Source organism: Methanobrevibacter millerae (genome assembly GCF_001477655.1).
Lineage (GTDB): Archaea > Methanobacteriota > Methanobacteria > Methanobacteriales > Methanobacteriaceae > Methanocatella > Methanocatella millerae_A.
Genome location: NZ_CP011266.1, coordinates 2,530,519 through 2,543,538 on the forward strand (window position 1 = coordinate 2,530,519; position 13,020 = coordinate 2,543,538).

At 28.4% G+C, this 13,020-nt stretch carries 15 protein-coding genes; 6 read left to right on the plus strand and 9 right to left on the minus strand.

The window, feature by feature from the left end; all coding sequences use genetic code 11:
• Positions 1-32 precede the first annotated feature (32 nt).
• The gene (gene cfbA / locus SM9_RS11425; RefSeq protein ID WP_058740261.1) at positions 33-935 is read right to left on the minus strand and encodes a sirohydrochlorin nickelochelatase; all 903 of its coding nucleotides are present in this window, start codon (positions 933-935) and stop codon (positions 33-35) included.
• Between the two features lie 91 nt (positions 936-1,026).
• Positions 1,027-1,425: a Zn-ribbon domain-containing OB-fold protein gene (locus tag SM9_RS11430; protein ID WP_058740262.1), complete on the minus strand. Its 399-nt coding sequence runs from the start codon at positions 1,423-1,425 to the stop codon at positions 1,027-1,029.
• Positions 1,426-1,575: 150 nt separating this feature from the next.
• On the opposite strand from SM9_RS11430, the gene SM9_RS11435 reads away from it, so the two are divergent.
• Positions 1,576-2,526, plus strand: coding sequence for a hypothetical protein (locus SM9_RS11435; RefSeq protein ID WP_058740263.1), 951 nt, complete (start codon positions 1,576-1,578; stop codon positions 2,524-2,526).
• Complete coding sequence (locus tag SM9_RS11440) at positions 2,519-3,394, plus strand: hypothetical protein (RefSeq protein ID WP_058740264.1); 876 nt, start codon at positions 2,519-2,521, stop codon at positions 3,392-3,394. The genes SM9_RS11435 and SM9_RS11440 overlap by 8 nt, the downstream gene beginning before the upstream one ends.
• Here SM9_RS11440 and SM9_RS11445 read toward each other — a convergent pair.
• From SM9_RS11445 to SM9_RS11460, 4 genes are read right to left on the minus strand one after another with little or no spacing between them, the layout of a single operon-like run.
• A complete protein-coding gene (locus SM9_RS11445; RefSeq protein WP_058740265.1) occupies positions 3,391-4,647 on the minus strand; it encodes a magnesium transporter in 1,257 nt (418 codons plus the stop codon). The genes SM9_RS11440 and SM9_RS11445 overlap by 4 nt on opposite strands.
• Before the next feature lie 41 nt (positions 4,648-4,688).
• Positions 4,689-5,288 (minus strand): potassium channel family protein, encoded by a 600-nt coding sequence (locus SM9_RS11450; RefSeq protein WP_058740266.1) that lies wholly within the window; start codon positions 5,286-5,288, stop codon positions 4,689-4,691.
• Positions 5,289-5,298: 10 nt separating this feature from the next.
• Positions 5,299-6,372: a precorrin-3B C(17)-methyltransferase gene (cobJ, locus tag SM9_RS11455; RefSeq protein ID WP_058740267.1), complete on the minus strand. Its 1,074-nt coding sequence runs from the start codon at positions 6,370-6,372 to the stop codon at positions 5,299-5,301.
• Between the two features lie 9 nt (positions 6,373-6,381).
• Complete coding sequence (locus tag SM9_RS11460; RefSeq protein ID WP_058740268.1) at positions 6,382-6,879, minus strand: hypothetical protein; 498 nt, start codon at positions 6,877-6,879, stop codon at positions 6,382-6,384.
• A gap of 183 nt (positions 6,880-7,062) precedes the next feature.
• Here SM9_RS11460 and SM9_RS11465 point away from each other — a divergent pair, with 183 nt between their 5' ends.
• Complete coding sequence (locus SM9_RS11465; protein WP_058740269.1) at positions 7,063-8,685, plus strand: DNA-directed DNA polymerase II small subunit; 1,623 nt, start codon at positions 7,063-7,065, stop codon at positions 8,683-8,685.
• A gap of 9 nt (positions 8,686-8,694) precedes the next feature.
• Complete coding sequence (locus SM9_RS11470) at positions 8,695-9,270, plus strand: class II aldolase/adducin family protein (RefSeq protein ID WP_058740270.1); 576 nt, start codon at positions 8,695-8,697, stop codon at positions 9,268-9,270.
• On the opposite strand, the gene SM9_RS11475 is transcribed toward SM9_RS11470, so the two are convergent.
• Positions 9,263-9,430, minus strand: a complete 168-nt coding sequence (locus tag SM9_RS11475) for a hypothetical protein (RefSeq protein ID WP_058740271.1) — start codon at positions 9,428-9,430, stop codon at positions 9,263-9,265. The two genes, SM9_RS11470 and SM9_RS11475, sit on opposite strands and share 8 nt — an antisense overlap.
• Before the next feature lie 144 nt (positions 9,431-9,574).
• Between SM9_RS11475 and SM9_RS11480 the strand changes: the two genes are divergently transcribed.
• Positions 9,575-9,823 carry a UPF0147 family protein gene (locus SM9_RS11480; protein WP_058740272.1) on the plus strand — a complete coding sequence of 83 codons (249 nt, stop codon included), beginning with the start codon at positions 9,575-9,577 and terminating at the stop codon, positions 9,821-9,823.
• 17 nt (positions 9,824-9,840) lie between these two features.
• On the opposite strand, the gene SM9_RS11485 is transcribed toward SM9_RS11480, so the two are convergent.
• Positions 9,841-10,854 (minus strand): cobalt-precorrin 5A hydrolase, encoded by a 1,014-nt coding sequence (locus SM9_RS11485; RefSeq protein ID WP_058740273.1) that lies wholly within the window; start codon positions 10,852-10,854, stop codon positions 9,841-9,843.
• Positions 10,851-11,825: a cobalamin biosynthesis protein gene (locus SM9_RS11490; RefSeq protein ID WP_083495911.1), complete on the minus strand. Its 975-nt coding sequence runs from the start codon at positions 11,823-11,825 to the stop codon at positions 10,851-10,853. Before SM9_RS11490 ends, SM9_RS11485 begins: the two co-directional genes overlap by 4 nt.
• Before the next feature lie 68 nt (positions 11,826-11,893).
• Between SM9_RS11490 and SM9_RS11495 the strand changes: the two genes are divergently transcribed.
• Positions 11,894-12,385, plus strand: a complete 492-nt coding sequence (locus tag SM9_RS11495) for a DUF2299 domain-containing protein (protein ID WP_058740274.1) — start codon at positions 11,894-11,896, stop codon at positions 12,383-12,385.
• The last annotated feature ends 635 nt before the right edge of the window (positions 12,386-13,020 follow it).

Here is a 13,020-nt window from a genome sequence, read left to right on the forward strand (position 1 = left end):
GTTTAATCAATGAAAAAGTGGTAGTTAATAATTTATAAAGAATTATTAACTTTTTTAATTAAAATATCTATTAAAATATCATCGGCCTTAATTGGCTCAGGATACAATATTTCACCATCGAAATTTATAGTTGTTAAGTCATGATGGTGATGATGCTCATGATGATGTCCGTGATCATGGTCATGATGGTGATGATGGGAATGACCCTCTTTTAAACCTAAAATAGTTGGAATGTCATTTGTTGTATGAACACCCGGAGCTATGAAAACAGGCACAACTATTAATCTATCAACATCATTTTTACTAAGTAAAACATCAATTGCATCTGGAATGCTAGGCTCAGCTAATTCCATGAACCCAAAATTACAAGGATAATCTGTTGTTTTTTCAAATTTAGTGAATAATGTGGAAATAAACTCTTTGTTATATTTTAGTCTACTTCCATGAGAGACTAGTAAAATTCCAGTTTTAGCATCCTCATCCAATTCAGATTCTTTTAATACTTCATCAATTCTTTTATCAATAAACTTCAGCAAATCATCATCTGGGCCAATAGCTGATAATAGTTCTATTTCTCCGTCAAAATCAACATCATCAGCAATTGATAAATAATGTTCATCAGGGTAATTTCCATCAGGACATCTAGGATCTTCTTCTAATGGGTCCAATCCCAAAAGAATAGGAATATCAATATTGGTATGAATTCCAGGAGCTAAAAAAACAGGAAGTGCTATAATCTTATTTAAATCTTCAACTTCATTTTTTAAATTTTCAACTGCACCCGCAATACTCGGCTCAGATACTTTCATATATCCAACTTCTGTTGGAAAATCAGTTTTTTTAATAAATTTATCTTTAATATCATTAAAAGTTACTTCACCATAAGGTAAACTACTTCCATGACTAATAAGTAATACTCCAAAATTATTTGACATAATAATATTATTAAAAAAAGTATTATTTAAAAGTAATTATTAAAAAAAGTAGAAAAAATATAAGGAAAGTATTACTTTCCAAAAAAATAGCCTATTTAACTGGTTTAAATTTAAATCCGTAAGAAATTACACCATCAGGACCATCTTCAGAAATTCTTCTAAAGACCATTTCTACAGAATCACCAATTTCAATATCATCAACGTCACAATCCACTAATTGTGAAGTCAACTTAGCACCTTCATCCAATTCAATTACTGCAACGGCATAAGGTGCCATTTTTTTGAAATCATCAGGAGGTGATCTAATAACAGAATAAGTATATATTTTTCCTTTACCTGAAAATTGGAAAGGCTCTAATTTTCCTTTTCTTCTACAATTTGGACAAACAACACGAGAAGGGAAAAATACATCTCCGCACTCATTACATTTTGAACCAACAAGACTATATCTTTGTTGTATATGACGCCACATTCTAACAGTATCTGACATGGTATCCTCCAAATATTTTTTAATTATTACTACATTTAATCGATATAATATAAAAAATTAACTTATAAATTTCTATTTATAAAAGATTAAAAAAAACACACAGTCGCACTTCAACAATTAATATTAAAAATATTATTCTAATTTTATTCCATGTATTCTAAAATAGACAACAAAGGAAATATTATTACAGGAACTACAGTTATTTTAATTGTTTCAATAATGTTGATTGTTATTTTTATTGTTAACAGTATAAACTATATGGAAAATGAAAATATCAATTCCATTTCAAATGATAATTTCAAATACATCATTAAAGACTACAATAATAATTTGGAACAGCTTGGCCGAGATTCAATAGCTGAAGAAACTGAAAAACTGTATCATGCACACATTATTCATGACAGCAGAAAAGACATTAAAAAAATATTAAACAATAAATTAAAAGAGGTAAATAAAGAATATAAAGAAAAATATGGGATAAATATAAGGTCAGAAGTTCTATCTGTAGAAAGTACTGACAGTCCATGGAAAGTACTATTTAAAGTACGGATAAAGGCTGATAAAGATACTAATCAATTCGATGGGATTTTAGAAAGCAACTCTTCAATTGAAGGATTGAAAGATCCTCTGCCATATGCAAAATTACCTAAAATTTACAATAATATCAACAATGACGGGAAAAAAATTCATTATTTTCAAGCATTGGCACAGTATCTGAGATTGCATAATGTAGACTCATATGAATCATATATTCTGGCAACATCCCCTTTATTTATAAAAAAATGTCCGTATGATCCTTATATTCATCATGGAGATGGAAATACATTAAAAGAATGTTTAAAACAAGGATATTTCCATGAAAGTGCAGACGGTAGCTGCTACTTATGCAGATTAGACGGAAAAGGCGTTTGTCCACACTATGGAATGGAAGTTTTTATACAGACACACACCCCACTAACTAACGAGAGTGTATCCTGCTCAGACCATGTTGTATTTCATGACAGATACACAGGAGAAAAATTAAACAAATATGACATCAATAGCTTGATTTTGGATTCATCACATGCTAAAAAATATGGGCTGGTGCATGAAGATGGATAACAAAGGAAATTTTACACTTGAAATAGTAGTGGTGGGAATAGTCATATTATTGATTTTAGGTATCACTTCACTAGCATCTGAAATTTCACAAGAAAAAATTTCAAAGAATGTAGAAAACAGCAATATTGAAAAAACGATTAATGAAGTAGTCGATACATTAATAAATGATCCTGGAACTCCAATAAATTGGGAAGACTTTAAACCTAAAAGAGTTGGTCTAGCAATAATTAATGTAGATGAAAAAGTAATTCCAAATAGCGTTTCATACTTTAAATTATTGGAACTTGGTAGAGATTACGATAAGTTAGTAAAAAGAAAAATTTTTGATAATAAATTTTCATCATCCATGGAACTGAAACCATATGAGACATCAATTTCAAGTGTAAAAATTGGGTCAAATGATATTGAAAGTAATAAAGTTTATAGTGTCAATAGAGTTGTAAAATGCGATTTTTTCAAAAAATATACGGTTTGTGATTTCCAACAGGATAGTAAATGTAATCACAACCATAATCAAAAAGATTACAGCTGCAGCTACTTCAAAATCTTTAAGGGAAATTTAAAAAAGATGGATTATTATCTACTGTTTAATGAAAGTGAAAACTTGGAATATGACTATTATATAGACAACACCCATTTCAAAAGTCATGATGCCAATAAAATTACAAAAACAAAAATCTATTTAAACAACGAATTAAGTGAGATGTTTGAAGCAAATGAATCAACTTCAATAATATTTATTCATTTAGATAAAAAAGACGCAAAATCTGTTTTAGTTGCAGTTCCAAAGGATTTTGATAAAAATAAGCTAGATTACAATTATTTTACAACACAAACATGCGAATTCATATTGAAAGTTTGGGACTAAATTAACGCACCTAGAATTAAAAGTGAAACGGAAATCAATGTAAGGCTAGAAATCATATCTGTTAAACTAGTTGAAATAGGAATTACAATATTATCTGGGTCTAAATCCCTATTATATGAGGTGATTGAAATGAAATAAACAACAAATATCATTAATGTAAGTAATATTAAACCTGCAATCAGGGAAATTAGAATTATATTTGCAAAACCGACTCCAATTAATCCTAAAATTTGTGTTGAATCTTCTGCAATGAATCCGATTAGAGGAAACATGACAACTGCCAAGATATAACAAATTAAGAAATTATGAATACTTTCACCAGCAGGTCTTTTTAATGGTTCAATTAAACCATAGTGAAGACCTGATGAAAGTCTAGCACTCAATATGCTGATTAGGCTTCCACTTACTCCGGAGAATAAAGGTAACAATGTAAGTAAACTGTGATTTGTAAGCAATGTTTCTATAGAACTGTTTAATATTCCTCCTGCTGAAACACCCAGGAATGAACTTACAAGTAAAACAGGAGCTGACTGTGAAAAAATCTTTTTAGATTCTTCAGACCTCTTAATAACATAGATACATGAAATAATAATTAAAATGATTATTATTATAAAAGCAATATTTTTAATCAGGAAACTTTGATTAAAAAATGTTAAAATAAATACAGATGCAATAATAGCTGGTAAAGTAAACAAATCTCCAACAGCAGCAATAATGGGTGTTGTTACATTATCAGGATCCCAGCCATGACTAAAACTCCTAAATGAAATAAACATTGTGAATGGAAGCATTATTAAATTTGATATAATCGCCGCAATACATGAAATCAATATGAAATCCATTAATGAAATGGAATCATAATTAAATAATATACAGAATAACTTGGCTATAATAGCTAAAAATAAGGATAAAAATAATGTTAAAGCAAAAGATGAAACGATATTATCATTCAATTCCTTGGAAAATTCGAATTTTGGAGATATCATACCAATATGCAAATTAGTTGATAGTCTGGATGCTAAAGAACCAAAAATATTTCCTCTCATACCAATAGCCCCAGGAATAATAACTATTAAACCTGGAAAAGTTTCAAGGAAAAAGGTCATGTTTCCTAAAATAAGTCCAGCAAACAAATCTCCTAATGCACAAATCAATAGGGCGATAAAACTTTCTTTGATAATAGAATCATGCTCTTTAAAGAATGCTGGAAATGTAGATAGTGAACTGCGAATCTTCTTCTTTTTTGTTTTCATGCATATCACTACCCATTGTCATATTATCACTTCTTAAAGTATTAATCTTCATCTTCTAATTCTTCTGGAATATCTTCCAATGAACAAGCTGCAGATGCCAATTTTCTTAACAGTTCCGCACCTTCGTCAGTTCCTTTTAATAATAAAATATCATTTGCAAGAATCATTGTATTTTTATCCGGTCCATAAATCCATGATTCTCCTCTTCTAATTGCGATTACACGCATTCCTGTACGATTAGCTAAAAATAATTCTCCCAAAGTTTTATTAGATAAATCTGACTCTTCCACTACACCTAATCTTACCATCATTTTGTCAGATTCTTCCATAACTATCTTAAATACAGGATGTGGTTTAATGCCTTTAATAACTAAATCTGCTAAATCTTTTGCAGCATTTGCCATACTTTCAGCAGCTTCAGCAATTTCTAAAAGTGCTGTTAATCTTTCGGCATCTTCATATGTTCTTGCTGCTACCAATGATTCCTTTTTAATTTCATAATTCATCGCATTAACCCTATTTTCTAAAGTTAATACTTCTTCAGCAGCATCAACACTATTAAATAAAACTGCTGAATAGGCCAAGTCTACCATTAACTCGGACATATTTTTCATTTCAATTAAAAGATTTTTAATCGACATAAAATTCCCTCTATAAATCTCTTGGATTATTATTTAATAAACATGCTCTTCTTAATTTTAATAAAGTTTTTTTCTTTTTCTTTAAATCATCCACTTCTTCTAAAATTTCTTCTAAAGGTCCTCTGATACAATTTACAGCATCTTTTTGATGAGGCCAATGGCAATCTTTACAGTTCCATACATTTTTACCCTTTATCCATTCCCCACCAGTTGATGAATCACCGCACGGGTAAAACGGACAATAACAGAAATCACAATACTGTCCATCCCAATGACATGGATAATATTCGCATTCACGATTAGGACCATGGCTAATTTCACCATTTAAAAATTTCTCATAATGATTCCTTGAAAGTTCGTGGATTGGAGATCTTATTACATAACCTCTTGGTGTTATTAATTTGGAATCTTGAATATAAGTTAAATCATTTCCAACGATTAATGTGCAGGACATATTGACAAGATCTTCAGTTAAATCCTTAACCTTAACAATAGATTCTTTTGCTGGTTCATAAGTACTATCTACAATACCAATTAAAGCATCTTCACCTTTTATATCTAAAACACATTTCTTAAATCTTCTAAAAGGTTCTTTACGAGTCTTACTAATAGGATTATAAATAGCAACTATTAAATTAGCTTCTAGAGCAAATCTTAACTTTTTTTCTATTTCAGATAATGGAGTTAAAATATTGCTTAAACTAATAGCTGCAAAATCATTTAACGGAGCTCCTAATTTAGATGACGTATAATTAAGTGCAGAAACACCCGGATAAACTTTCACTTCAACATCATCATATTTTGAAATAATTTGATATAAAACATTAGCCATTCCAAATACTCCAGGGTCTCCTGAACTAACTAATGAAACTGTTTGGCCTTCCATACTTTTTTGAATAGCAACTTCAGCTCTAGCTATCTCATCGCCCATTCCTTTCTTTAGGATTTCTTTGCCTTCAATTAAGTCCTCAATTTGGTTAATATATTTTTTATAACCAATTATTACATCTGAATCTTCAATAGCTTTTATAGCTCCTAAAGTCATATTTTCTCTATTTTGGCCAATTCCTATAACATTAATCATATAATTCACTTAAAATAATTTTAATACTGAATCTACTTTCATTTTATCTGTATCTACAACTAATTCACCATTTTTATATGAAGCAACAGATGAAACTATCACCTTATATGATGGATTTTGACTTATAACAATTTGTCCTGAAGTTGAATTTGGCGCAGCATAACCTAATGCTTCAATAGTAATGTTTATTGAATCACTTTTCTTAGCATCATCATAAGTTGATGCATTCATTGAATCAACATTAACACCATCAACATTCGACAGCTGCTCCATTTTAAGCGCAACATCCTTGTGATTAGTAAAATTGACTGGAGTTGGATCCTTAATTAGCACCTCATTAACAGCTTGAGGACTGAATACACTGGATATCTTGGAAACCTGCATATCAATAAGTCCCCTAACATCTGGAGCTTCAGCTGTGACAATCGTATATGAACTAAATAATCCTACTTCAAAAAATATTATAAATAATACAATTACTAGTAATATTCTTAGTATTTTTCCCATTATTATCACATCTTGCTATATAATATATTAATTCTATTTTTAATCTATAATAAAGATAACTAATTAATAAGTTTAAATTTTCCCATAAAAATAACCAAATTTTAATAAATTACCTCATCAAACAATATAACCTATTCATTTTCTCAAAGTTTATAAGCATTGAAAATAAAAATTTTAACTAATATGACAAATAATATTTTACTTAAATTTGCAAAAAAAGGAATTAATTTATCGCCTGATGCTTATGAAAAAGTGATGAAATCAGACAATCCTCTAAATTTTGCTTCAGATTTAATCGTTAAATTAAAAAGCAGTGATTTCAAGCCTGTAGACTTAATATCAATAAGTGGTAAAACTGTTGATGAAATTACAGGAAACATAGACGATGATGTTAAAAGTGAAGCTGCAGAACCAACTCCTGAAGTAAATAATAAAACAGATAAAAATCCTGATTCCATTACAAAAAAGTCAGAACTGAAAAGCGATGATAAAAAAGACACTAAAAGCGAAGGAATAATAAAAATAGATGAATCCGAAAAAATTGAAGATGCAAAAATTGAATTTAAAAGAAATTTAGAAAATATTGACGTCGAGTATGATTTTGAGGTATTGCAGGACAGTTCCAAAAAATCATATACCAGTGGAGAAATAGGCGACTTAATTACCTATTTCCAGTCAAGATATGAAAAATTAAGTAAAATATTAAAGCAAAGGCCAGACTTGAAGATGACAACAAAAGTTGCAGATATAGAAGATGGTCAGACCACATTAAATTTAATTCTAATGGTTAAGGAAATCAGATCCACTAAAAACGGACATAAGTTTGTAGAATTCGAAGATGATACTGGATCTATTTCTATATTATTTTCAAATAAAAATGAGGAATTATTTGCAGATGCTGAAAAACTTGTTAGAGATGAGGTTGTGGGTGTTATTGCAAATAAGGATGGTGACTTTGTAATTGCAAATCAGTTAATTTATCCTGGCGTGTTAAGAGTTCAGGAAAAGGATATGGATTTTGGAGTAGTGTTCTTATCCGATGTTCACATAGGAAGTCTAACATTTCTGGAAGATGCATTCCAAAAATTCATCGACTGGATTAACTGTGAATATGGAAATGAAGAGCAAAGAAAAGTTGCTGAAGACATTAAATATTTAATTATTGCAGGAGATATTGTTGACGGTATTGGTGTTTATCCAAACCAGGACAAAGAACTGTCAATAAAAGACATTAGAGAACAATATGATGAAGCTGCAAGATTTTTGGGTAATATCAGAAGTGACATTAAGATAATTATTACTCCAGGAAACCACGATGCTTCAAGGCTTGCAGAGCCTCAGCCAGCCGTTCCTGAAGAATATGCAAAATCATTATATCAGTTAAATAATGTTGAATTTGTAAGTAATCCTGCTGTTGTATCTCTTGATGGTATTAATGTCCTGATTTACCATGGTGAAAGTTTCAATGAATTGCCTATGGCCATTAAAGGTTTATCCTATGAAAAAAATGAGGAAATGATGGTTGAACTTTTAAGAAAAAGACATTTAGCTCCTATTTATGGAGAAAGAACTCCATTGGCTTCTGAACTGGAAGACTACTTGGTTATTGAACATGTTCCTGACATTTTCCATACAGGACACATTCACATTAACTCCTATAAAAAATATAATGGAATTCATTTAATTAACTCAGGTACTTTCCAGACCCAGACAGAATATCAAAAAATTAAAAACATTGAGCCAACTCCTGCCCAAGTTCCTATAATACACAAAGGTAACTATAAACTTTTCAGATTTATTGATTAAAGTGATAAAATGTATGATGATGTTTCAAAATTAATAGAAGTATGTAATAATCTTTATGACAAACAGCTGGTTTCAGGTAAATCAGGAAATGTAAGTATTAGACTTGGCGATTATATCGCTATTACTCCTACTTTAAAATCCATAAATGGACTGGATGAAGAAGATATTGTTTTAGTTGACTTCAATTTCAATACTTTAAGTAATGGAAAGCCATCTTCTGAAGTTGGTATGCATTTAGAAATTTATAAAAAAAGACCAGATGTTAATACAATCATACATACGCATGCACCTTATGCAACAGGATTTGCCTTTAGTGATAAAAAAATCAAAAGACTTGAAGGATTTGGTCAAATTAAAAAACCGTACATTGCAAGTATAGAATATGAAAAGCCTGGTACTGAAAATCTTGCATTAAGCGCATCTAATGCTATAAAAGAAGAAGACGTATTAATTTTAAAAAATCATGGTGTGATATGTGTCGGTGAAAATTTAAAAGAAACTGAATCACTTGCTGTTTTCATTGAAGAATCTGCAAAAACTCAATTTGTTTCATTAATGTTAAATTCAGTGAAAGATATTATATAATATCTTCATCTGAATTTTTGTTTTTTCTAGCTTCGTAACCTTCATTAATCATTTTTAATATTAATCCAGATAATGAAGTATCTTCACGAATAGCCATAATTTTAAGTTCTTTTTTTAAATCACTTGGTAAATTTATTGTGGTTTTGCTTACATCTGACATATTATATAGATTTATTTATTAACTTAATATATATTTTTCTATAAAAAATATTCGAATTAACACAAACTATTTAATATAAGAATTAACATATATTTTTATAATATTTTACAACTATTTTTAATTTAGTATGTGAGGAGGAGTTTTATGAGTAATCAAAATATTGACGAAGTATGTGAAATACTAGAATACATCATGAATGAAAATAGTGTTCCACGTAATATTAGAGAGGCAGCTAATGAATCTAATAAACTCTTAAAAGATGAAGAAAAAGATCAATCAGTAAGAATAAGTACTGTTTTAGGAAAATTAGATGAAATTAGTAACGATCCAAATATCCCTGTTCACGCAAGAACTTTAATATGGGAAGTATTATCTAAATTAGAAGCTATCTAATTTAAATAATTATTTTTTTATTTTGACAACGCCACTGAAACTGTAACACCATCAAAAGCTGTTTTTTTATATATTAATTTAGAATCAAAGCCTGCAGTAATTAATGCAGATGGCTCACAAACACCATAAATACCAAATTTAGACATTACAAATTCCGACTTTTGAACATCTTCTGATCTGAATAACTTTAACCTATCCAAATCAACGAAATTGATAGGTATATCTAAACTTTTTGATAATTCCAGTAATCCTGATTCATCCTTTTTTATTTCAGCAGATGATAACATGTTTATTCTTGATTTATGAATATTCAATTCATTTAAAACTTTATTAACAGCTTTATTTATTTCATTACATGTTTTACCTCGCCTGCATCCAATGCCAAATACAATTTTTCTAGGTTTTAGAATTATTTTATGATTATCACACTCAGCTTCTATTTCACCATTTTTTATTCTGCTGGAAAAATATATTGACACATCCATTTCAAGTGTATTATTATTCAGATAATCATACAGATAATCATTTTTTGCATTAGCATTTACTGTAAAAGAAACTTTTTTTCCATCTAAAATCGATTTATTAAAGTGCAATATCTCTTTTGTATTATCTATTGATAAATATAAATCTTTAGCAAGAACATCTATTCCTAACTTTTTATTCACATCAGTTGAAGTTGTTATAACTGCTGTTGCATCAATCAGATCAGCAATCTTTAAAGTTAACTTATTTGCTCCGCCGAGATGACCTGAAAGCATACTGATAACAAAATTTCCATTATCATCAACATTTAATATTGCAGGATCTGTAGTTTTTGATTTAATCAAGTGGGATATGCTTCTTATCAATATGCCAGAAGCCATAATAGCAATTATAGAGTCATATTCATAAAATAACAAATTAAAAGTATTTTTAACATCTTTATGATAAACATCACATTTAATTATCGTGGAATCACTATCCAATAATTTTTTTAGTTTAATGGATAATTCATAACCTTTTTTTGAAACTGATATAATCGCTACGTTCATATTATCACATAAATTATTGTTATTAATAATAATACAATTACTGTAAATAATGCAATGGTTAAAGACGTTAATTTAATTGCCTTTGAAATATCTAAAACATTAATTTCATATGTATCATCACCTAAAATATAGGTATCTTTTTTTACCAATTGTATATCTAGCGCTCCTGCAGTTGGAGCCATAGTGTAACCGGAATTAGGACTAGGACATTTTCTGGCATCACGTTTCATAATTATATATGCATTTTTTCCATTATATCCTAATAAATAAGCTGAAATAATAACCAATACACCAGATATTCTTGATGGAATATAGTTTAAGAAATCATCTAACTTTGCCGGGAAAAAACCAATGTCAATCAGTTCATCTGTTGTATATCCAAGCATTGCATCAAGTGTATTAGATATCCGATAAATAAATGGAATTAATAATAATATTATAAAATCATTAATATTGAAAATAATGAATATAATAGAACCTAATGCGAAATAAAATATTGGAGCAATATAAGAATCAGTGATATTTTCTGTCATGCTTTCTATCGTTGCTGAAACAATAAAACTTTCAGTTAATTTATCTGTATCACGACTGACTAAATATGAAACAGATTGTCTTGCTTTGTTTATATCATATTTTAAATCATTTTCAATATTTTTTGCAGTTGATATCAACATATTTATTGAAAATGTAGATGACAGAAATATGGAAAATATCACAAAAAACAAATTATCATTTATAGAACAAATCAACATTATCATTACTAACAAAGCACAACAGCAAATGACAGTAAACAGTGTTGTAAAAAATCCAGATAATCTATTTTTATATTTAATAAATATATTTTTAAAAAAACTGATAAATTTACCTATAATAACTACAGGATGAATTTTTGTTGGAAGCTCACCATAAATTAAATCAACTAATAAACTTAAAATTAATGTTATTAAAATAAAATGATAAACTTCTAACATAATAATATATTATTTATAATAAAAAAATAAATATTTTATTATTTATTTATAGTAATCGAAGTGATATAATGATTGAAGAAGAAACAATAAAAAATTGGATAGTCGATGAAGGAATATTCAGAGAAAAAAAATTTGATGATAATGCAGATTTTCATTATATTATAGAATTTCCAAAGGACAATATAATGGATGTTGTTAAACCAAAAGGTAAAGATTTTATTCTTATTGCTTGTGCAACACAGGTTTCACCACAACATCTAGACTTGATGAACAACAGCACTCCAAAACAAAGAAGTGATTTTCTTTTAGATGTTAATATGGGAATTAATCAATTTTTAGTTGATTGTCAATTAGCTATCGATCAAAATACTAATTTATTACAGCAATATGTTATTACATATCAGATTTTTGAAGATGGTATCAGTAAAAATAATCTCTTTGATGCATTAAAAAGAGTTTTCAAGTCAAAAATTCAATGTGTATGGATAATAGAAAGGACTTTTGGTACTATTAATGATACTTCTGTCAAACCATCTAATGAAAATTCAATGTTCATCTAGAGAGACAGACATGCATTTCAAGTGAAACCCAAACGAAGGTATATTTTGGATGAAGAGGTATATTTCAAGTGAAAAAACACTTGAAAATGACCTTAATTTTTTTTGCTTTAAATTTAATATAAATCGATAATATTTCTTATTTTTTAATTTAGACTTAATTTTCAAAAATAAAATTTTTATTTACACTTGAAATCCATGTCTTGATTTTGCGGCGCTGCAAAAAATGCAATACACTTGAAATACACCTCTCACTCTCTATGATAAATCATGATAATTATACAAATTTCTTTTTCATTTAGACCATTAGCCGATGTTTTGTGTGTATTATGCTTTAATTTTACATTTGAAATACTACTCTTTTAATTGAAATGGTACTCCATTTATTTAAAAATAAAAAATTGTTAATTAAATGTTATATTAAAAATAAACCTTTTTTAATTAGAATTTATAATGAAATCGTTCTTATTAATCTTTTTTATGTAAAATTAATAATATTTATGTATTTAATTTTTTACATTGTACTCAACTTTATAACATCTTGATAATTTTTTAATGAAAAACTTTATTTAATAGCTTGTTTAAATATTAACACTGGAAATTGTACTTATGTAATTTTTCTATTTTTTGTAAATTTT

Bases quoted from the DNA above. Each gene is read 5' to 3' on its own strand.
- cfbA (WP_058740261.1), bottom strand. From the start codon at position 935: ATGTCAAATAATTTTGGAGTATTACTTATTAGTCATGGAAGTAGTTTA.
- SM9_RS11430 (WP_058740262.1), bottom strand. From the start codon at position 1,425: ATGTCAGATACTGTTAGAATGTGGCGTCATATACAACAAAGATATAGT.
- SM9_RS11435 (WP_058740263.1), top strand. From the start codon at position 1,576: ATGTATTCTAAAATAGACAACAAAGGAAATATTATTACAGGAACTACA.
- SM9_RS11440 (WP_058740264.1), top strand. From the start codon at position 2,519: ATGGATAACAAAGGAAATTTTACACTTGAAATAGTAGTGGTGGGAATA.
- SM9_RS11445 (WP_058740265.1), bottom strand. From the start codon at position 4,647: ATGAAAACAAAAAAGAAGAAGATTCGCAGTTCACTATCTACATTTCCA.
- SM9_RS11450 (WP_058740266.1), bottom strand. From the start codon at position 5,288: ATGTCGATTAAAAATCTTTTAATTGAAATGAAAAATATGTCCGAGTTA.
- cobJ (WP_058740267.1), bottom strand. From the start codon at position 6,372: ATGATTAATGTTATAGGAATTGGCCAAAATAGAGAAAATATGACTTTA.
- SM9_RS11460 (WP_058740268.1), bottom strand. From the start codon at position 6,879: ATGGGAAAAATACTAAGAATATTACTAGTAATTGTATTATTTATAATA.
- SM9_RS11465 (WP_058740269.1), top strand. From the start codon at position 7,063: ATGACAAATAATATTTTACTTAAATTTGCAAAAAAAGGAATTAATTTA.
- SM9_RS11470 (WP_058740270.1), top strand. From the start codon at position 8,695: ATGTATGATGATGTTTCAAAATTAATAGAAGTATGTAATAATCTTTAT.
- SM9_RS11475 (WP_058740271.1), bottom strand. From the start codon at position 9,430: ATGTCAGATGTAAGCAAAACCACAATAAATTTACCAAGTGATTTAAAA.
- SM9_RS11480 (WP_058740272.1), top strand. From the start codon at position 9,575: ATGAGTAATCAAAATATTGACGAAGTATGTGAAATACTAGAATACATC.
- SM9_RS11485 (WP_058740273.1), bottom strand. From the start codon at position 10,854: ATGAACGTAGCGATTATATCAGTTTCAAAAAAAGGTTATGAATTATCC.
- SM9_RS11490 (WP_083495911.1), bottom strand. From the start codon at position 11,825: ATGTTAGAAGTTTATCATTTTATTTTAATAACATTAATTTTAAGTTTA.
- SM9_RS11495 (WP_058740274.1), top strand. From the start codon at position 11,894: ATGATTGAAGAAGAAACAATAAAAAATTGGATAGTCGATGAAGGAATA.